At 58.9% G+C, this 16,514-nt stretch carries 23 protein-coding genes; 8 read left to right on the top strand and 15 right to left on the bottom strand.

Going from position 1 to position 16,514, the window contains the following annotated elements; translation table 11 throughout:
• Positions 1-97: 97 nt before the first annotated feature.
• The gene (locus J4E00_RS14350; RefSeq protein WP_208175870.1) at positions 98-832 is read right to left on the bottom strand and encodes a DUF3826 domain-containing protein; all 735 of its coding nucleotides are present in this window, start codon (positions 830-832) and stop codon (positions 98-100) included.
• Positions 833-1,022: 190 nt separating this feature from the next.
• Here J4E00_RS14350 and J4E00_RS14345 point away from each other — a divergent pair, with 190 nt between their 5' ends.
• The gene (locus tag J4E00_RS14345) at positions 1,023-1,904 is read left to right on the top strand and encodes an SDR family oxidoreductase (RefSeq protein ID WP_208175869.1); all 882 of its coding nucleotides are present in this window, start codon (positions 1,023-1,025) and stop codon (positions 1,902-1,904) included.
• 249 nt (positions 1,905-2,153) lie between these two features.
• Here the strand turns inward: J4E00_RS14345 and J4E00_RS14340 are convergent, their stop codons facing one another.
• The 10 genes from J4E00_RS14340 to J4E00_RS14295 all read right to left on the bottom strand — a co-directional run bounded on the left by J4E00_RS14340 (position 2,154) and on the right by J4E00_RS14295 (position 9,420).
• Entirely contained in the window at positions 2,154-2,687 is a 534-nt protein-coding gene (locus J4E00_RS14340; RefSeq protein WP_208175868.1) for a hypothetical protein, read from the bottom strand.
• A gap of 108 nt (positions 2,688-2,795) precedes the next feature.
• Positions 2,796-3,113 carry a hypothetical protein gene (locus J4E00_RS14335; RefSeq protein WP_208175867.1) on the bottom strand — a complete coding sequence of 106 codons (318 nt, stop codon included), beginning with the start codon at positions 3,111-3,113 and terminating at the stop codon, positions 2,796-2,798.
• Between the two features lie 122 nt (positions 3,114-3,235).
• Positions 3,236-3,673 carry a carboxymuconolactone decarboxylase family protein gene (locus tag J4E00_RS14330; protein ID WP_208175866.1) on the bottom strand — a complete coding sequence of 146 codons (438 nt, stop codon included), beginning with the start codon at positions 3,671-3,673 and terminating at the stop codon, positions 3,236-3,238.
• 66 nt (positions 3,674-3,739) lie between these two features.
• A complete protein-coding gene (locus tag J4E00_RS14325) occupies positions 3,740-4,357 on the bottom strand; it encodes a Crp/Fnr family transcriptional regulator (RefSeq protein ID WP_208175865.1) in 618 nt (205 codons plus the stop codon).
• Between the two features lie 669 nt (positions 4,358-5,026).
• Positions 5,027-5,428 carry a RidA family protein gene (locus J4E00_RS14320; protein ID WP_208175864.1) on the bottom strand — a complete coding sequence of 134 codons (402 nt, stop codon included), beginning with the start codon at positions 5,426-5,428 and terminating at the stop codon, positions 5,027-5,029.
• 98 nt (positions 5,429-5,526) lie between these two features.
• Complete coding sequence (locus J4E00_RS14315; RefSeq protein ID WP_208175863.1) at positions 5,527-6,117, bottom strand: Crp/Fnr family transcriptional regulator; 591 nt, start codon at positions 6,115-6,117, stop codon at positions 5,527-5,529.
• A gap of 98 nt (positions 6,118-6,215) precedes the next feature.
• The gene (locus J4E00_RS14310; RefSeq protein ID WP_208175862.1) at positions 6,216-6,689 is read right to left on the bottom strand and encodes a hypothetical protein; all 474 of its coding nucleotides are present in this window, start codon (positions 6,687-6,689) and stop codon (positions 6,216-6,218) included.
• 460 nt (positions 6,690-7,149) lie between these two features.
• A complete protein-coding gene (locus J4E00_RS14305) occupies positions 7,150-7,680 on the bottom strand; it encodes an REP-associated tyrosine transposase (protein WP_208175861.1) in 531 nt (176 codons plus the stop codon).
• 193 nt (positions 7,681-7,873) lie between these two features.
• Positions 7,874-8,581, bottom strand: a complete 708-nt coding sequence (locus J4E00_RS14300; protein WP_208175860.1) for a hypothetical protein — start codon at positions 8,579-8,581, stop codon at positions 7,874-7,876.
• 470 nt (positions 8,582-9,051) lie between these two features.
• Positions 9,052-9,420 carry a winged helix-turn-helix transcriptional regulator gene (locus tag J4E00_RS14295; RefSeq protein ID WP_208175859.1) on the bottom strand — a complete coding sequence of 123 codons (369 nt, stop codon included), beginning with the start codon at positions 9,418-9,420 and terminating at the stop codon, positions 9,052-9,054.
• Positions 9,421-9,631: 211 nt separating this feature from the next.
• Between J4E00_RS14295 and J4E00_RS14290 the strand changes: the two genes are divergently transcribed.
• Both J4E00_RS14290 and ygiD read left to right on the top strand, forming a co-directional pair.
• Positions 9,632-10,228 (top strand): FMN-dependent NADH-azoreductase, encoded by a 597-nt coding sequence (locus J4E00_RS14290; RefSeq protein WP_208175858.1) that lies wholly within the window; start codon positions 9,632-9,634, stop codon positions 10,226-10,228.
• A 169-nt stretch (positions 10,229-10,397) separates the two neighbouring features.
• On the top strand, positions 10,398-11,219 hold the full coding sequence (gene ygiD, locus J4E00_RS14285; protein ID WP_208175857.1) for a 4,5-DOPA dioxygenase extradiol: 822 nt from the start codon (positions 10,398-10,400) through the stop codon (positions 11,217-11,219).
• 43 nt (positions 11,220-11,262) lie between these two features.
• On the opposite strand, the gene J4E00_RS14280 is transcribed toward ygiD, so the two are convergent.
• From J4E00_RS14280 to J4E00_RS14270, 3 genes are all read right to left on the bottom strand, one after another.
• Entirely contained in the window at positions 11,263-11,703 is a 441-nt protein-coding gene (locus tag J4E00_RS14280; protein ID WP_208175856.1) for an SUKH-3 domain-containing protein, read from the bottom strand.
• Between the two features lie 329 nt (positions 11,704-12,032).
• Positions 12,033-12,746, bottom strand: a complete 714-nt coding sequence (locus J4E00_RS14275) for a DUF3800 domain-containing protein (RefSeq protein ID WP_208175855.1) — start codon at positions 12,744-12,746, stop codon at positions 12,033-12,035.
• Positions 12,747-12,837: 91 nt separating this feature from the next.
• Positions 12,838-13,044, bottom strand: a complete 207-nt coding sequence (locus J4E00_RS14270; protein ID WP_208175854.1) for a DUF433 domain-containing protein — start codon at positions 13,042-13,044, stop codon at positions 12,838-12,840.
• A 161-nt stretch (positions 13,045-13,205) separates the two neighbouring features.
• On the opposite strand from J4E00_RS14270, the gene J4E00_RS14265 reads away from it, so the two are divergent.
• The 4 genes from J4E00_RS14265 (at position 13,206) to J4E00_RS14250 (ending at position 15,795) form a co-directional block, all read left to right on the top strand.
• The gene (locus J4E00_RS14265; RefSeq protein WP_208175853.1) at positions 13,206-13,430 is read left to right on the top strand and encodes a DUF433 domain-containing protein; all 225 of its coding nucleotides are present in this window, start codon (positions 13,206-13,208) and stop codon (positions 13,428-13,430) included.
• Complete coding sequence (locus tag J4E00_RS14260; protein ID WP_208175852.1) at positions 13,427-13,771, top strand: DUF5615 family PIN-like protein; 345 nt, start codon at positions 13,427-13,429, stop codon at positions 13,769-13,771. The genes J4E00_RS14265 and J4E00_RS14260 overlap by 4 nt, the downstream gene beginning before the upstream one ends.
• A gap of 298 nt (positions 13,772-14,069) precedes the next feature.
• Positions 14,070-14,528: a hypothetical protein gene (locus J4E00_RS14255; protein ID WP_208175851.1), complete on the top strand. Its 459-nt coding sequence runs from the start codon at positions 14,070-14,072 to the stop codon at positions 14,526-14,528.
• Positions 14,518-15,795 (top strand): hypothetical protein, encoded by a 1,278-nt coding sequence (locus J4E00_RS14250; RefSeq protein WP_208175850.1) that lies wholly within the window; start codon positions 14,518-14,520, stop codon positions 15,793-15,795. The genes J4E00_RS14255 and J4E00_RS14250 overlap by 11 nt, the downstream gene beginning before the upstream one ends.
• Positions 15,796-15,862: 67 nt before the next feature.
• On the opposite strand, the gene J4E00_RS14245 is transcribed toward J4E00_RS14250, so the two are convergent.
• Positions 15,863-16,021, bottom strand: coding sequence for a hypothetical protein (locus J4E00_RS14245; protein ID WP_208175849.1), 159 nt, complete (start codon positions 16,019-16,021; stop codon positions 15,863-15,865).
• A gap of 112 nt (positions 16,022-16,133) precedes the next feature.
• Between J4E00_RS14245 and J4E00_RS14240 the strand changes: the two genes are divergently transcribed.
• Complete coding sequence (locus J4E00_RS14240) at positions 16,134-16,487, top strand: type II toxin-antitoxin system HicB family antitoxin (RefSeq protein ID WP_208175848.1); 354 nt, start codon at positions 16,134-16,136, stop codon at positions 16,485-16,487.
• The last annotated feature ends 27 nt before the right edge of the window (positions 16,488-16,514 follow it).

The raw sequence follows: 16,514 nt of genomic DNA, 5'->3' as shown, positions 1-16,514 counted from the left end.
CAGGCCCAACTGACGACTACCAAAGCGCCTGCATCAATTCACCACCTTATCCGGTGCGGCATTGACTTCCATGTGCGGTGTGCTTGTGCTATTTGCCCTACTGCTGGGTGGTCTTCGGCGCGTTGGGTTTGTCGGCGGCTTTTTTGGCATTTGCCGCGTCCACGTACGTTTTGAACAGCTCACGCCAGTTGCGGCCGTGGGTGTTCAGGTACTCCTCGTTCTTGTTTTTGTAGATTTCAAAAACGGCGGATATCTCCTTCATGTTCTTGAAATCCACGGCCTGTTCGCGGGCCTGCTTCAGGTTAGTCAGAATCACCTGTTCTTCCGTAGGCGTCAGGTTGGGCACGATGGATTTGTAGCCATTCAGCGTGAAGGCGACTTTGCCGATGGTGTATTTGTCCAGCACGGCCTCTACCTGCTCGAGCGTTAGCTGCTGGCGCAGGCCGGCCATCAGGTTGTCGTGAATGGCTTTTGGCATGGCCGAAACGGTGATGAGCTGCCGGTCCATGGTGGTCAGCGGCTTGCCGGTAGCCGGGTTGATGCCGGCCGGGGTTTCGGTGTAGGGGTGCGCGTTGTGGTAATCCCGAATGGCCTTCAGGTGCGTGGCTATTACCTGCTGCACAGCGGCCTCCTTTTTGGGGTCTTTTAGCTGAAGCGCGGCTACCCATTCGGTGGCTTTCTGTTCGACTTCCTGATTGGCTTTTGCGCTGGCCTCCGCGCTCACGGCCGGTACTGGGGCTGCGGGACTGGCAGTCGTTTGGGCGCAGGCGGCCGAGGTGGCCCACAAGCCCAGACCCAATGCCAGGGCCGCGGCTGTAAAATGGTTGCTCATAGCAAGGTTATCATTAGCGCACGCCGAGAGCCGGCCCGCGAAGATACCAACACCCCACCTACCTGCTGCTTCCCCAAACGGCGCAATTGTTTGAATTCTACAGCAGATGGTTTGCGTCGCGCAGCGCCGGCGTTGGTTCACGGCCAGACCTTTGTGCCGTACTTATTTCATCCTTTAAACACTCCATTCTATGAAGGTTTTTGTAACAGGCGCGTCGGGCTTTGTGGGCTCGGCCGTGGTGCAGGAATTGCTACAAGCCGGGCACCAGGTGCTTGGGCTGGCCCGCTCCGAGGCGTCGGCGCAGGCCCTGACTGCTGCTGGCGCCGAGGTGGTGCACGGCGACCTCAACGACCTCGACAGCCTGAAGCGCGGCGCGGCAGCGGCCGAAGGCGTGATTCACCTGGCGTTCAACCACGATTTTTCGCAGTACCAAGCCGCCGCCGTTACCGACCAGCAGGCCATTGAGGCGATGGGCAGCGTACTGGCCGGCTCCAACCGGCCGCTGGTGGTGACGTCCGGTCTGGCCGGCTTTGAGCCGGGCCACCTGGCCACCGAGGACGACGTTCCCGGCGCCTTCGCCCGCGTTTCGGAGCAGGCGGCCCTGGCTTTGGTGCCGCAGGGCGTGCGGGCCATGGTGGTGCGGCTGGCCGCGTCTGTGCACGACGTGAACGACCACGGCTTCGTGCCCTACCTCATTCAGCTCGCCCGGGAGAAGGGGGAGGCGGCCTATATCGGCGAGGGCCTAAACCGCTGGCCGGCGGTGCACCGGCTCGATGCGGCCCACCTGTTTCGGCTGGTGGTGGAAAATGGTACGGCTGGCCAGCGCTACCACGGCGTGGCCGACGAGGGCATTGCCCTGCGCGACCTGGCCGCCGTCATCGGCCGTCACCTGAACGTGCCGGTGGTGTCGAAATCAGCCGAAGAAGCCCCCGAGCACTTCGGCTGGATCGCCCGCTTCGCTGGCCTGGGCCTGGCTGCTTCCAGCACGCTCACGCAGCAGCGGCTAAACTGGCACCCCACCCACCCCGACCTGCTGGCCGATTTGGAGCAGGGCCACTACTTCGCCGGCTAGCCGCCGCTGGCCCGGACCATACAGAAAGCCCCCGTAGCAGTTGCTGCGGGGGCTTTCTGTATGGCTATTCGGGCGGTCTGGGCGATTTTGGGCAACCACTTGCATCTGCTGTCTCCGGGCGGGCAAGCGGGGGAGCAATACCTCGGTTGCCTTTCGCGTCCTCTCGGTACGGTAAGCAGTTCCTATCCCAGCCGAAGGGATTCCCGGCCGCTGAGCGTTGCGTAGCCGGCCCCCGATGGCGCGGGGCAGCTAGTCGGGCTGCATCAGGCCCACAAACACGAGGCTCCAGCCCACCAGCCCCGCCGACAGCGCAATCAGTTGCCGTGCGCTGAAATGCGGCTGGTGGCTGCCGCCGTAGGCCGGCGCCTGAAGCATGGCATCGCGGAACGCTCGGAAAGCGGGCACCAGAAACCCTATCGCGCCCAGGGAAACGAGCCACAGCGGGTCGGGCAGCCGGGTCAGCAGGCTCAGAACCACGTAGCCGGAGGCCAGCCCGCCTGGGTTCGCAATGGGGGTATAGCCGCCGGTGGAGCGCGCAAATTGGTTGATGGTTTTCAGTAGGTCGTGGAAGGTGAACAGGCTGAAGAGCGCCCGCATCACCGGCCAGGTATCCGTCTGCTGCCACTGTCGGAAAAAGCGCCACGTTTTATACTGCCACCACAGGCCGTATAAGCCCAGGCTGAGCAGGCAGAGCACCAAAAACTTGTTGGGGCTGATGAGGGGATACGCTTCCCAGGTTTCGGCCTGCGCCGAGCTAGCGAGTGGCGTAGCAAAAGATTCCATAATCAGGTGGCAGATTGGTCGGCAGCGGCCGATATGAGCGAACAATATACGGTGCTCAGGCGGCGTGCCCGGTGCCGGGCTCGCAGGTCCTCCACGGTGGAAATGCCTCTATGGCTTGACGAAAACATACGTCACGGTCTCATCAAACCCACCCGCCGAAATGTTGCTTACGGTGCTGTTCTTTAGCTCGTAGCCGTCGGTATAAAGCTCGGTAAATAAGACGAGGAGCTTCTCGGCATTCGGCTCAAAGTTCTTGATGGCCTCCTGCGTTCCCAGCGCAATGGTCCGTGTATTCTGAGGGCCGCGCGTGAGCGTGAGTGTATTGTTGCGGGAGTGTATTTGCACCAGCACCACACTCGGTGGAGCGGCAAGGGCGGGCAGGGAAAGTATCACCGTCAGAACGGCGCTCAGCAGAAACGTACGCATTGTTGAAAAGGGCTGAAAAGGGCAAAACCTAAAGGTACTCCCCGGCCCCAAACGCCAACCAGCCGCCACCAAAACGGCAGCGGCTGGAAGAAGCGGATTCCCATCGGGCTTTATGCTACTACCTAGGCCGGCAGGGGCTTGTTGGTGGCAATGCTCATGCGGTTCCAGGCATTGATGGCCACAATGGCCATGATGACCTGGGCCAGGTACTGCTCGCCCAGGGCGGCCACGCCTTGCTGGTAGGTGGCGGCCGACACGTGCTTGCTAATGAAGGTCACCTCTTCGGTCATCGCCAGAATGGCTTGCTCCTCGGGGGTGAAGAGAGTGGTCTCGCGCCAGGCACTGAGCAGGTAGAGGCGTTGCTCGGTTTCGCCGTGGGCGCGGGCTTCGCGGGTGTGCATGTCGAGGCAAAAGGCGCAGCCATTGAGCTGCGAGGCCCGCACCATAATCAGGTGGTGGTGGGTGGTGGTGAGCTGGGTGGTGCCCAGGTATTTCACGAGGCCATACATGGCTTTGTAGGCGTTGGGCTCGAGTTGCTCCAGATTAAGTCGCTGGTCCATAAGAAGTGGGGGTTGAAGTATGTGACAAAATTCCGCCCCCGCCCGGCTGGTTCTCCTTAACCTAGATTAAGAAACGCCGGGCTCGTAATGGCTGGCTTTGCCGGCAGCATGGCCCCCGGGCCGGGCCCGAATCTTACTCAGAAACTCGGGCGTGAACCCCAAATACGAGGCTAGCATGTACTGCGGCACCCGCTGCACAAACCCCGGAAACAAGGTACTGAACTGGTGGTAGCGTTCCTCGGCCGATAGCCCGAACTGGAACAAGGGGCGCGTTTGGTCGGCAGCAGCCAGGCGCTGCAGCACCAGCCGGAAGTAGCGCTCCAGCACCGGTACCAGGGCCAGCAGCTCCTCCTGGCGCGCATGGTCGAGCACGGCCACGGTGGTGGGCTCCACTGCCTGCATGAAAAACTGCGACGGCCGCTGGCTCAGCAGGCTGGAGTAGTCGGCCAGCCACCAGCTTTCGAGCGCGAAACGCGTGATTTGCTCGGTGCCCTTCTCGGTGATGAAGTACATACGCAGGCAGCCTTGCAGCACGAAGTAGCTGGCGGTGCAGGGTTGCCCGGCCTCTAGCAGGTGGGCTTTGCGCGGCACGGACTGCAGCGTCAGGTGGTCGCACACCAGCTGGGTTTCGGCCGGGGTCAGGGCTACGTAGCGGGCAATGTGCGCAAGGAGAGCGGTGTACATGGGAAGCCAACGGCTTATGGGCCAGCCGCGAAGGTAGGCGGCCACAACCGGCATTCGTTAACCGGCGGGCGAAGGTATCGTCCGGCTGCTATACGCTCACCTTCACGCCGGCTACCGGGTACACTGTGCTGGCAACAGTGGCACCGGCGGCTGGTACTACCGTCCAGCCTACGACGCGACTTGTTTAGCCGCCGATTACCAGAGTTACTTCACCATTGGGAATAACAATGGTGCTCCCCGAAGTGGCACGTTAGTCATCACCAGTGTCAGCGCCTCCCCACGCCGCTTCTCGGGCACGTTCGCATTTGAGGGCTTCAGCACCAACAACTCCGGGGCTTATGTTTCGGCCCGGATTACCAACGGTGTATTTGCCAATCTGCCCTACTAGAGCGGTTTCGGAGCCAGTGGGCCGTAGCGCGAACTTTTAGTTCGCGTCCCGGAACGATTACCGAATGTCGTGGGGACGCGAACTGAAAGTTCGCGCTACGGCCCGTCCTGTATACTGACCTCAAAACTACTGTAAGCACAACGCCCACGTTGGCATGCCGGGTTCGCGGTAGCCATATCCGCGTTTCCCCTCATTGTCCCTTGGCACATAAACGCCCCTAACACCAAGCCAGCCGCTACCGGCAACGGCAGCGGCTGGGTATACCGGTCACTTGGGCTCTATCAGCGCACCGCTGTGGCTTCCACCTCCACTTTCAGGCCCGCGTAGGCCAGGAAGTTTACTTCTACCATGGTGGCGGCCGCCTGAATGCCGTGCCGGGCTACCCAATCGGTGAACACGTCGAAGCTTCCGCCTTCGCCAAACAGCGCGTCAGTATCGATGGTGTACACGCGCAGGTGCACGATATCGCGGCACTGGTAGCCGGCTGTTGTTATCACCTGCTCCACGTTGCCGAGCACTTGTTGAAGCTGGGCCCGCATGTCGCCGGTGCTGGGGTTGCCCTCGGCGTCGATGGCGGCCTGGCCGGCGCAATAGAGCGTGGCCGACGGTTGGGTTACTTCTACGGCTTGCTGGTAGGCGCTTTGCGCCTGCCACTGCCACGGGTTAATTGCTCGCTTTTCCATTGAGTTGGCGGTTAAGTGCACCCGGCCTGTGAAGGCCGCGGCGCGGGGTGAGGTTGCGGAAGCAAAGGTCCCGGCCAGTTGCACCTCATCCCTGTGACTTAGCGCACTATTTTGGGCACCCGGCCCGGCTCAACCAGTCGGCTCAGGGTTTCGCGCGACAGGCCCAGGTAGGCCGCCAGCAGCGTTTTAGATACCCGCTGCGGCAGCGTGGGGTACTGGCGCAGCAGCAGCTCGTACCGCTCGCGGGCCGGCAACGCCAGCAGCGACAGGATACGCTGCTGGGCAGCCACCCCGCCCCGGGTGAACTTGACCAGGAAAAAGCGCGCCATCTGGGGCAGTTGGCGGCAGAGGTAGTCGTAGCCCTCCAGCGGCAGGCACCACACGGCCGTGTCTTCGAGGCACTGCAGCGACAGCGTGGCCGGCGTCTGGGCCAGGTAGGCGGCAAAGTCGCCCTCCCACCAATCTTCCAGCGCAAACGACACGACGTGGGCCCGGCCCGTCGCGTCGGTGTGCACCAGCTTCAGCAGGCCGGTTACCACGAAATACATCTCGCGGACCCGCTCCCCTTCCCGAATCAGAAACTGGTGCTTGCGCAGCTGCCGGCTGGTAAACTGGGCCAGTACCAGCGCAAACTCCTCGTCGGTGAGCGACACTATTTGTTCCAGATGCTCTCGTAACTGCTGCTGCATGGCCCTAACATACGCAGGGCCACCCCAGCAGGAGCAGCCCAAAATAAACCTGTTACCGAAGGCAGTAGCTGAGGAAGCTGCCGTGGCTCAGCAGGCAGCTACGGTTTCACGCGTACGTAGCGCTCGATATTAATTCGGTTCACGCCAGCACTTTCCACCTTCTCCACTCCGCTTTGCGTGAGGGTATCGTTTTTCAGCGTAATAGTGAATGCAAAATCATTGTCCTCCCAGTTTCGGGCGCTGCAATACTCCAAATGCTCACTGTACAGGCTGTCTTTGAGTGAATACCGGCCCCCACCTGCCACGAATACGGCAGCAGTGTCCTTGCCTTTTTTCAAATCGTGCTGCAGAAAGGCGAAGTGGCTGTCATTGATGATTTTGATAAAGGATTCGTCTTTGCTGCTAGCGGTTGTCACGGTGTCGCCTTTCTCAATAACGGTTCTGCTGACAAGCTGCCAGGTGCCGGTTATCGGCACTTTACCGGCTTTCAGTGGTTGCTCCGTTTTTGATGCACACGATAGGAAGCTGCCCAGAACAGCGGTGAGGGCGGCGACGGTTACTATTCTTCTCATTTTTTCTTTTTTACAGCCCCGGAGGTACCGCTGTTGAATCAGAGATGGACAACGGGCTTTTGTATGACCAGCGCAATTAGCAGCAGCTAAGGTAGCAGTGGCTGATATATAGCACTGCTATGAGCGCCTACTGCCCGCTAAACACGGCCTCGTTTCCCGGCATTATTGGCCGTACGTGTGGCGGCCGGGTGATAATGCTTGCATAAAGGACTTTCCAAGTCGTTGTAATTGTCGGCGCTTCCAGCCGCTCCAATACCGGGAGCAGCTGACAACGGGTGCTAGTCCATCTCCTGAAGCAGTCCTAAAGATGGCGCGGGCCTGCGGCCCGTGCCGACTATTGGCATGCTTCAGGCCTGCAATCGTTGAACGATGGAGCATAGATTGTGCACGGCGCGGACGTCTGCGGGCCTGGAGGCCCGCGCATAGTTGGCACGGGCCACAGGCCCGCGCCATCAGTGGGCTAGAGGAATTCGCTTAAGGGCACGCCGCAGCCGGGGAAGGCGCTGCTGAATGGGTAGTGCTGGGCCTCATCTACTAGCCGGCTTTGCACCGGGTTCTGGTGGATGTAGTCCTGTTTCTCCCGCATCCAAGCTGTTGATTTTAAATCAATCGGGTGGTTGCCTTCCTGCCAGAGTTTGAACACCTGGCCGTGGGGCCGGCCGTAGAATTGCAACAGGCGCAACAGCCAGTCGCGGCGGCTTTCCTGCGGGTGGGTTTCGATGAGCTCGTAAATCCGCTTGGCGGTGAAGCTTTTTAAGTCGCGCAGCACGTGGGCCAGCAGCAGGCCGTCGTCCACATCGGCAATGAGGTGGATGTGGCTGGGCATGATGCAGAAGGCATACACCCGCAGCCCCTTGCGCCGGATGCAGTACCGCAGGTTTTCCAGAAATACCTCCGCATAATCGGGCCGGGTAAACACGTCAATCCAGCCCACCACGGTCAGCGTCACAAAAAATAGCCCGCCCTCATACGTCTTATACTTCTCTGACATGGCAGCCTGTGTAATGTGTAAGGTGCTAGAAAGCCGATGGCGCGGGCCTACGGCCCGTGCCCACTACACGCAGGCCTCCAGGCCTGCAATAGTTGAACGATACCCGAACAGCGCGCCCCCTGCGGGCCCGGAGCCCCGCGAATAGACGGCACGGGCCCGCAGGCCCGCGCCATCGTTCGCTTACGCTTAGCTCCTAGTATACCTCCTTCTGGAAACCGAAGGCCCGCAGCACGCCGCGCTGAGCATCCTCATCGGGGTAGTTGGCCTTGATGCTGAGCACCAACGAGCTCAGCCCCTCGCGTAGGGGCGCTTCGAGGGCATTCTTCTGGCCCACGGCGTCGGAGGCGGCGCCGCGCAGTTCTCCGCTGTCCTTGGCTAGCTGCGCGTACTCGGTGGCGATGGGCTGCCAGAAGGCGGTGCCGAATTTCTTCTTGTCGTACTTGTGGGCCGTGAGGGCGGCCACCAGCTTGCCCAGGGCCAGGGCGCGGGCCGTGCGGGCGGTGGGCAGACGGAAGTTCTTGCCCTCGCGCACAATGCCGAACTCGGCGTAGTAGGCTTCGCCACCGTCCTCGTCGTGGTCTTCGGCCAGGTAGCCTTTCACGAAGTTCAGGTTTTTGGCGATGAGCTTGTCGAGCGCTTTCAGACGGCTGGACTTGGGGCTGGCGCCGTCGCCCACGGCATCGGCCGTGCCCAGGCTGGCGGCGTAGGCAGTCGCCTGGTCGCTGAACGCGGCTTTGCTCACGAAGAGCAGCGCGGGCAGCTCCGACGCCTGCCAGGCTTTGGCAGCGGCCACGCCCAGGGTGGCGAGGGCGAGCTGAGACTTGGGCAATCCGTCTTTTTTGCGGGGCTTGGTAGCGGAGGCGGCGGTAGCAGCCGAAGCACCGGGAATGGTAGGCGACATGGAAATGAAGTAAAAAGGTTGAGAATGAAACGGATTCAACCGTTAATGTATTGCTATTCTCACGTTTTTCCTATTTCAGCTCGCCCCGTAGCCCAGCGCAGCGCGGCCGGGCGCCTGGGGGCCGCCCCGTAAGGCGCCGCAGCGCTACGCGGGGTTACGGGGCCGCCCCACAAGACCGCGCAGCCCCTCCCCGGCCTGCGGGGCCGCCCCCATGCCTCCGGCCGCGCCGCCGCGCCCGTTGGGGCGCCCCCGCCCCGGGCCGCTGCGGCTCAAGAAGCTCAGGTGCCAAAACCAACCCAGCCGCTCCCGGCGCGAAGCGGCTTCGTGACAGGGAGCCGCACCAGCGCGGAACAGCCCCACCCTGCCGGGGAATTTTGGCTGGCTCTACTCCCAAAAATGGCTGGGCTACCTAGCAGGCCCTCTGTGCTGATAGGCGGTTGAGGACAGCAAGCTTACTCGTTTTTGCGGCTTTACTGCTTCTCTACCAGAGAGGCGGAGAGGGCATCTAAACGCTGCTGATGCTGGATGCCCCACGCCTTCAACACCTCAATTACGGGGTCGAGCGATTGCGCATACGGCAGGACGTGGTAGTCCACCACCACGGGCGGGCCGGGATGCACGGTGCGGGCAATGAACTGATGGGCTTCCAGCTCCTTGAGCTCTTTGGCCAGCACTTTGGTCGAGATGCCGGGCACGCTCCGCTCCAGGCCGCGAAAATGCCGGGTGCCCTTGTTCATGGCCACAATGATGGGCAGCTTCCACTTGCTGTTGACGACCAGAAAAGAATTGCGCAAGGCCTGCATCGTCACGGCGCAGGCAGGAGTATCGGGGTTAATCATAGGAGAAGAAAGGGCTGGGTGAAATGGTGCAACCACGTGATTACCGGGAGGTAACCAGGCTACCAATCAGTAATCTGCAAGTGGTAAAACGGGCGAACAACTCGCCAGCTGATTGCTTGGAGTAATCAGAATACCTAACCGCCTACCCCGCCGCTTAGTTGGCGGGCCGGCGCCGGGCGTTCGCCTTTTATCATCCCATTTCCCTTTAATCATGCAGATTCTGCAAATCATTTCCAGCGCCCGGGGTGCTGAGTCGTTCAGCACCCAGCTTAGCCAGGGCATCATCGACAAGCTGTTGGCCGCGCATCCGGGCAGCACCGTGGTCGTGCGCGACCTGGCGAAACATCCGTTTCCCCACCTGGAGGAAGCGCACCTACAAGCCTACTTCACGCCGGCCGAAGGCCGCTCGCCGGAGCAGCAAGCCGCCGTGCGCCACTCCGATGAGGCCATTGCCGAAGTCATGGCTTCGGACGTGCTCGTGATTGGGTCGCCGTTCTACAACTTCACCATTCCGTCCTCGCTCAAGGCCTGGCTCGACCACCTCACGCGGGCCAACATCACGTTTCGCTACACCCCGACCGGTCCCGAAGGGCTCATCACCGGCAAAAAGGTGTACGTTGCCCTAGCGAGTGGGGGCATCTACTCCGAGGGCCCGATGCAGCCCTATGACTTCGCGGCGCCCTACCTGCGCTGGATGCTCGGCTTTCTGGGCATGCGCGATGTTACGGTGGCGCGGGCCGAGGGCGTGAAGCTGCCGGAGTTTCAGGCCACCGCGGTGCAGAAGGGCCTCGCGGGCATCACCGCGTAGGGGCGGCGAGCCGCGCCCGCACCCATGCCCGGCGGGCGGTTCCCAGCAGGTGCTCCTTTTCGCGGGGGCACCTGCCAGGCGGCTCTTCTCCCCTCCGCTATTCCCTGTCCTGATGCAACGCCGCGTGTTTTTGCAAGCGTGCGCACGCACGCCTTTTTTTCCTTTGGTTATGAATCTGAAATCCTTGGTGGCCGCTGCGGCCAGCTACCCGGCCACCCCGGCCATGCCCGTGCTGTTCGTGGGCCACGGCTCGCCCATGAACGCGCTCTACGATAACGCCTTCACGCGCAGCCTGCGCCAGCTGGGGGAGCGCCTCACACCGCCCAAAGCCATCGTGGTCATTTCGGCGCACTGGCTCACCCCGGGCACTTACGTCACCACCAATCAGCGCCCCACCACTGTCCACGACTTCGGGGGCTTCCCGCCCGCGCTGCACGCCATGGAGTACCCCGCGCCTGGGGCGCCCGAGCTGGCCCAAGCCATTATTGACCACGTGCACGAGGTGCACGGCGCCGCCAATTGGGGCCTGGACCACGGCACTTGGACCGTGCTGCATCACCTCTACCCCAAAGCGGATATCCCGGTGTTGCAACTCAGCCTCGACTACACCAAGCCCTTGGCCTGGCACTTTGCTTTTGCCCGCCAGCTGCGCTTTCTGCGCGAGCGGGGTGTGCTGCTCATCGGCAGCGGCAACATCGTGCACAACACGCGCCTGAGCGTACCCAAGCTGCGGGCCGGCGACACCAGCCCCTTCGCGTGGGCCACCGAATTTGACGAGTGGGTGAAGCAGCAGCTCGACCAGCGCGACTTCCAGCGCCTGGTGGCGTATCAGCAGGCAGGCCCCAGCGGGGCGCTGGCCGTGCCCACACCCGACCACTACCTGCCGCTGCTCTACAGCGCCGGCCTGGCCCAGCCTGACGAGGCGGTGAGCTACGCCCATGAGGAAGTGTCCTTTGGCGGGCTCAGCATGCGGACGTTCCAGCTAGGATAGTCCAACCGCCCGCCGCCCCCGGCGCGAAGGCGGCTGAGAGAAGCTAAGGAATCTCTCTTACAGGGAGGTTGGAGCACAAAGCTTCAAAGGCCTCGGCTCCGCTTCCAAAAGAAACCAAGATGTCGTCGTATCCTCCATACACTTGTCCAGTGTCATCCATGAACAATAGCATGTGGCCGGAAAGCTCGCCAATAGCGCATAGCTGAGAGCGGCCTATACGCGACGCATATTCTCCCGTCACCCACCGAGTATCATACCTTCCCGTGGCGTAGCAGGCATCAAATGTCAGCTTGCTCGCTCCTCCCCTCCCTTCGTAGGTTATCCATAAGTCGCCGAACTCCTCTAGGAACTCGGCTACGGCAGGAAACCACGGGTAGCCCTCAACTCTGAGACACACCCGATACTTTGCCAGCCACACCTTGCGCCCAGGCTGCCAACCGGCTTTCGTCAGGTATTCGAGTATGGCGGGGGCAAATCTGTCCATGAGCCCAAAGCTACTGCCCCCCCCCGAGGCCGCCGCGCCTCAAGAAACCCAGGTTGCAGGACCCCACCCGCCGCCCCCGGCACCGCCGCGGCTGCACGATGCTTCGTGTTTCTACCTAACGGCGCGAGCGACCCCAACACCATCCCAGCCGCTCCCAGGGCGGCAGCAGCTGAAGAAGCTTGGGTGTGCCAGTTCGACTCCGGCTAGGGGCCGAACCTAATGAGGGGAGTATTCGTTATATTTGCACTGTGACTCGCCTAAGCCCTGTAGCTTAGAACGGGCCACGACAAAGTCCTCGGTTGTTTTAACCGGGGCATTTTTTTACCCCATTAGGCTCGGATGATGCCTTGTGGGTCAGCCGGCGCGGCGGTTTTGAGTAACATCGTATCGAGGGTTTTGAATAGCTGATGCAAGTTGAACTTGCGGGTGCTGCCTTTGGGGTACTCCTGCTGGTAGAGGCAGAAGGCAATTGCATCGACGGCTTGGACGTAGTAAGAGTGGATGGATTGTCGGCATACCACGTCTTCCAGAATGGCGATGATGGGCCGGGACTCCTTGCGCATCGAGCGGAACAGCAGCCGAAGCGCCGTTTCATTCGTGTCGTCAGACACCACAAGTCCCAGTTGATTTTGCGACTTCAAAAACGCATCAAACCCGCGTAGCAGTAGCCGCCAAGCTATTTCCTGATAATTGGTTTCGGCAGTCAACTGCTGTTTGTCGAGGCATACGCTTAGAATGCGTGCCTTAGGGAAAAAGGTGGGCATCAGCCCCACGAAGTCCCTCAGCAACCGCACGCGCACCGACTTATGAATTTGCTTGTACGCATCCAGCTTGTGGGGACGAATTAGCTCGCTGCTGTGAAACTCCACCTTTTTGGGTAAGCCGGTTGCCTGCTTCACGCCTTCACGGAACGCCAGCATCCGTGCCAACCCTGCCGCCCACTCCTCTTCGGGGATGACCAAGCCGTTCAGAATAAAGTGCGGCGTGTTGCTGCCATTGTAACGGCCGGGGTCGCCGCTTTCGTCCACGTACAAGAAATGCATTTAGTTTACCGGTTAGCAAAAAGCCACCCCATGTTGGGGTGGCTTCTCAGTGATGCTAAGGTAAGGTTTGAGGGCTCTATTTGTTACACGACTATGCTGCGTAGGCCTGACAGGCGCGCAGGTCCTCGGCCTCCAAATCAGGATAATCGGCCAGGATTTCGGCTTCCGTCATGCCGGAGGCGAGGTATTCGAGCACGTTTTGCACCGGGTAGCGCAGGCCGCGCACGGTAGGTTGCCCGTGGCAGATGTTCGGGTCGAGGGTGATGCGCGGGTGCGCCGCTGAAGCTGCCGTTTCCATGTGGCTAAGATACGAAGGTGCAAACCCGCTCCCCCACCGCCCCTGGCACCGCCGCGGCTGCACGATGCTTCGTGTTTCTACCTAACGGCGCGAGCTCCCCCAAACCCACCCCATCCGCCCCCGGGGCGAAGCGGCAACAGAAACGCTAGTATCTTCACCACATGGAATCCTTGCAGCATCGCATTACTACCAACCCGCGCCAGTGCGGCGGCCGGCCCTGCATTCGCGGCATGCGCATCCGCGTGGCCGACGTGCTCCAGCTCTTCGCCGCCGGCCTCAGCGCCGAGCAGATTTTGGCTGAGATGCCCGACCTCGAAGCCGCCGACCTGCAAGCGGCCTTACAATACGCCGCCCGTCAGATTGACTACCCGCGCCTGGCCGCATGACCATCTGGATTGACGCGCACCTCTCGCCCCTCATCGCGGCTTGGATAAAATGGAAATTCCCCGTTGACGCCGTGCCCCTGCGCACGCTGGGCCTGCGCGACGCGGAAGACGAAGAAATATTCCGGGCCGCCAAAGCTGCCGGAGCCGTGGTGCTCACCAAAGACGCCGACTTCCGCCACCTGCTCGACCGCTTCGGCCCGCCGCCCCGGGTTATCTGGCTCACCTGCGGCAACACCTCCAACGAGCGGCTGCAAGAAGTGCTGCTCACCACCCTGCCCGCCGCGATAGAACTACTGGAAGCCGGGGAGCCGTTCGTGGAGATTGGCAACGCTCTGCCTTAACGCCCCCCCGCCGCCCCAGGCACCGCCGCAGCTGAACGATGCTTCGTGTTCCTACCTAACGGCGCGCGCTACCCCAACACCACCCCAGCCGCCCCCGGCGCGCAGCGGCTGAGAGAAGCTAAGGTTACAAAAAAATGTCGCCGTGTAAAAGTGCGTTTTCGGCATATCCAACCGCATTTATTATCCAGATTTGGTGTGCATTATCAGCATTGGGGCAAGTCCAATGGCTCTAAACAGAACTCCTAACACCTAGGCATATACATTTGCCACCCCTTCAAACTCTACCCCTGCCAGTTTTATGACCTTCGAATTACTCAAAGAGGATGGCATTGAATGCGAGTGCATTTCTAATGCTGGTCTAGATGAAACATCTACATTCATCTGCTCAGTCGGAAGCAATAATCCGAAGGGTCGCGACTTCCTATCTAAATGGGAGCGTTATAAAAATGCTGGAAAAGAATTGCCCTTCGATGGATGCGGCGACCTTTGCGCATTGAAAGGCTTTTCGATGAATAAGCTCGATGGCTACGATGAAAATGAGATAATAGAAGTCTATAAGCAAAGGCTTGTTTTCAGTGCTAAAAGCAAAACGTTTCTTTTCAAGTTTAATATCAGTGAAGAAGTTGGAGTTGTCGAGCACACTCCAAACGATGACCATCATAGTCATCACGACTTGTTCAAATGTGATGGGTTCGATGTCAGTGGCTTCAAAAATCCATCTGTAACCAAACTAGAAGTGGAAGACGATGCTGATTAACGAAATCAAACACGACCCTCTAGATTCTGGCCTTGAGTTCGCTGAAATCGTTTCTGATTTCGATATGCTTTTGCACGTCGAATATCCAGTGCTTTATGTAGGAAAGAATATCTATGGTTCCCGCATCATCGGCTCATTTATTGAGGAAGATGAGGACGACCTGACTGTTCTACATTATGTGCATTTCATAATAAAGAACATAGACTATTTGGACTTTGTGGCAGGAAGGATTAGCTATCGAGACATTTTCGAAGTAGCTAAAACCGCCTTTCTTATCAAGAAGGATTTAGCTAGCGCTGCAACGCAAAGCGTTTCCTTGATTAATGCAGACAACATTCCAAAGGACTATTTCCCCCATAGGAAGAGTTTTTATCCTAAAAAGAAAAAGACGTCTTCTTTATCATACAAAATCAGCTTAGAGGGAGGAATAGCAGATTCATACCATGCATTATCAAAAGACCTTCTAGAGATTCAAGCAGCATGTTCTGATATGCTATTTGAAACGATAAATAAGCTGCCTGAATTAGACTTAGAAGTCAGCATTTTCCAATCTGCTCTTACAGAAGGAAGTGTCCAAATGAATTTTGAAGTCAGTATTGTGCCGAATAAGTCCGATTTATTTTTTCATGAATCGCCTTTCGCCGCATATCAGAACTACATCATAGAATACATTATCAAGACTCTCCATATTGAAGCAGTTGAGCTGTATTCTGCTGAAACAATCCCTCCTCTTTTCCAAAGCCTTGTTGACAAGGCCAAGCAAGTGTATACAGATTTAGGAATTGCTGTAGACAATGAAAACCTACAACAAACTATCAAAGACTGTGTACATAACACCGCTTCTAATATTGTCAGAGCATCTAGCTCGATAGGCATAAGCTATGATTCTCTAAGCTTCACTAGCATCACGAGCCAGAACAGCACAGAACTCATTGCGGAGGTAACGGACTCGTCTAAGGCTGAGTTAGCACAAACGGTTAGCATCATTGATGACATGCTTACTGAGGATGATGACAGCATTACTGATGATGAGCCGAAAGACTACAAAGTATATATCTATAACCTAAATACCAAGACTAGGAATGGCACTGGAATAATTGTAGCAGAGAACGGAGACGTTTCTGAACCAAGAATTTCAATTACTGGCTCCGAAGCTTTAGAAGAAACAAAATTCACTGAAAGTCTTTATACGCATCGAATCATTGATGTAAAAGCTATTGGCACGACGAAGAATGGACGCATCAAACGTTTAGTCATAGAATTTTAAAATTAAAAAGAAAGGGCTGGCTATAAATAGCCAGCCCTTTCTTTTGGGAACATATCTTAAATATTCCTTACGACCCGCAGGCCTCGCAGGCGTCCGGGTTATCCAGGGAGCAGGCCATGTCGGACTGGTTTTGCTCCACCAGGGCCAGGGGCTCCAGGGTTTCGGCGGCTTGCTTTTCCACCGTGAACTTGATAGCGGAGGCTGAGCAAATATACATGGCTTTCATGCCCTTGCAAGTTGTCGCGAACAGAACCGCCCCCCTTCGTTGTTCACGGTAGCGTACTTTGCACTAGCTTTACTTAAACCGGCCCCGGCCCGGTTCCTATTCCTATTTCTCTATGGCTACTCTCACCACCGACCCGCACGGCCGCCTCGCCAAAGCCCAGATTGAGGTCCTACTCGTCCTCGACGACGACAGCGGCCAGTACGTGGCCTATTGCCCCGCGCTGGAAGTCTCGTCCTATGGCGACACCGAAGAGGAAGCCCGCGCTGCTTTCGAAGATGCCCTGGCCATTTTCATCAAAGACACTGCTGAGCGCGGCACCCTCGACCAATTCCTGCTGGCGCTGGGGTGGCGCTTACTCAAGCAGCCCGAGCCCGTGTATGAGCCCCCGCGCTTGCCCATTGAGCTGCTCAACCGCACCTCCCGTAGCCGTCGCATCCTCACCGAAGAAGTATTGCTGCCTGTTTAATAGGGGACCAGCATCCCAATAAAAAAG

This window comes from Hymenobacter negativus (genome assembly GCF_017571495.1).
In the GTDB taxonomy this organism is placed as follows: Bacteria; Bacteroidota; Bacteroidia; order Cytophagales; family Hymenobacteraceae; genus Hymenobacter; species Hymenobacter negativus.
This window is presented reverse-complemented; position numbering and strand designations above follow the sequence as displayed.

Excerpts from the sequence above, each read along its gene's own strand:
- J4E00_RS14350 (WP_208175870.1), bottom strand. The coding sequence starts at position 832 with ATGAGCAACCATTTTACAGCCGCGGCCCTGGCATTGGGTCTGGGCTTG.
- J4E00_RS14345 (WP_208175869.1), top strand. The coding sequence starts at position 1,023 with ATGAAGGTTTTTGTAACAGGCGCGTCGGGCTTTGTGGGCTCGGCCGTG.
- J4E00_RS14340 (WP_208175868.1), bottom strand. The coding sequence starts at position 2,687 with ATGGAATCTTTTGCTACGCCACTCGCTAGCTCGGCGCAGGCCGAAACC.
- J4E00_RS14335 (WP_208175867.1), bottom strand. The coding sequence starts at position 3,113 with ATGCGTACGTTTCTGCTGAGCGCCGTTCTGACGGTGATACTTTCCCTG.
- J4E00_RS14330 (WP_208175866.1), bottom strand. The coding sequence starts at position 3,673 with ATGGACCAGCGACTTAATCTGGAGCAACTCGAGCCCAACGCCTACAAA.
- J4E00_RS14325 (WP_208175865.1), bottom strand. The coding sequence starts at position 4,357 with ATGTACACCGCTCTCCTTGCGCACATTGCCCGCTACGTAGCCCTGACC.
- J4E00_RS14320 (WP_208175864.1), bottom strand. The coding sequence starts at position 5,428 with ATGGAAAAGCGAGCAATTAACCCGTGGCAGTGGCAGGCGCAAAGCGCC.
- J4E00_RS14315 (WP_208175863.1), bottom strand. The coding sequence starts at position 6,117 with ATGCAGCAGCAGTTACGAGAGCATCTGGAACAAATAGTGTCGCTCACC.
- J4E00_RS14310 (WP_208175862.1), bottom strand. The coding sequence starts at position 6,689 with ATGAGAAGAATAGTAACCGTCGCCGCCCTCACCGCTGTTCTGGGCAGC.
- J4E00_RS14305 (WP_208175861.1), bottom strand. The coding sequence starts at position 7,680 with ATGTCAGAGAAGTATAAGACGTATGAGGGCGGGCTATTTTTTGTGACG.
- J4E00_RS14300 (WP_208175860.1), bottom strand. The coding sequence starts at position 8,581 with ATGTCGCCTACCATTCCCGGTGCTTCGGCTGCTACCGCCGCCTCCGCT.
- J4E00_RS14295 (WP_208175859.1), bottom strand. The coding sequence starts at position 9,420 with ATGATTAACCCCGATACTCCTGCCTGCGCCGTGACGATGCAGGCCTTG.
- J4E00_RS14290 (WP_208175858.1), top strand. The coding sequence starts at position 9,632 with ATGCAGATTCTGCAAATCATTTCCAGCGCCCGGGGTGCTGAGTCGTTC.
- ygiD (WP_208175857.1), top strand. The coding sequence starts at position 10,398 with ATGAATCTGAAATCCTTGGTGGCCGCTGCGGCCAGCTACCCGGCCACC.
- J4E00_RS14280 (WP_208175856.1), bottom strand. The coding sequence starts at position 11,703 with ATGGACAGATTTGCCCCCGCCATACTCGAATACCTGACGAAAGCCGGT.
- J4E00_RS14275 (WP_208175855.1), bottom strand. The coding sequence starts at position 12,746 with ATGCATTTCTTGTACGTGGACGAAAGCGGCGACCCCGGCCGTTACAAT.
- J4E00_RS14270 (WP_208175854.1), bottom strand. The coding sequence starts at position 13,044 with ATGGAAACGGCAGCTTCAGCGGCGCACCCGCGCATCACCCTCGACCCG.
- J4E00_RS14265 (WP_208175853.1), top strand. The coding sequence starts at position 13,206 with ATGGAATCCTTGCAGCATCGCATTACTACCAACCCGCGCCAGTGCGGC.
- J4E00_RS14260 (WP_208175852.1), top strand. The coding sequence starts at position 13,427 with ATGACCATCTGGATTGACGCGCACCTCTCGCCCCTCATCGCGGCTTGG.
- J4E00_RS14255 (WP_208175851.1), top strand. The coding sequence starts at position 14,070 with ATGACCTTCGAATTACTCAAAGAGGATGGCATTGAATGCGAGTGCATT.
- J4E00_RS14250 (WP_208175850.1), top strand. The coding sequence starts at position 14,518 with ATGCTGATTAACGAAATCAAACACGACCCTCTAGATTCTGGCCTTGAG.
- J4E00_RS14245 (WP_208175849.1), bottom strand. The coding sequence starts at position 16,021 with ATGAAAGCCATGTATATTTGCTCAGCCTCCGCTATCAAGTTCACGGTG.
- J4E00_RS14240 (WP_208175848.1), top strand. The coding sequence starts at position 16,134 with ATGGCTACTCTCACCACCGACCCGCACGGCCGCCTCGCCAAAGCCCAG.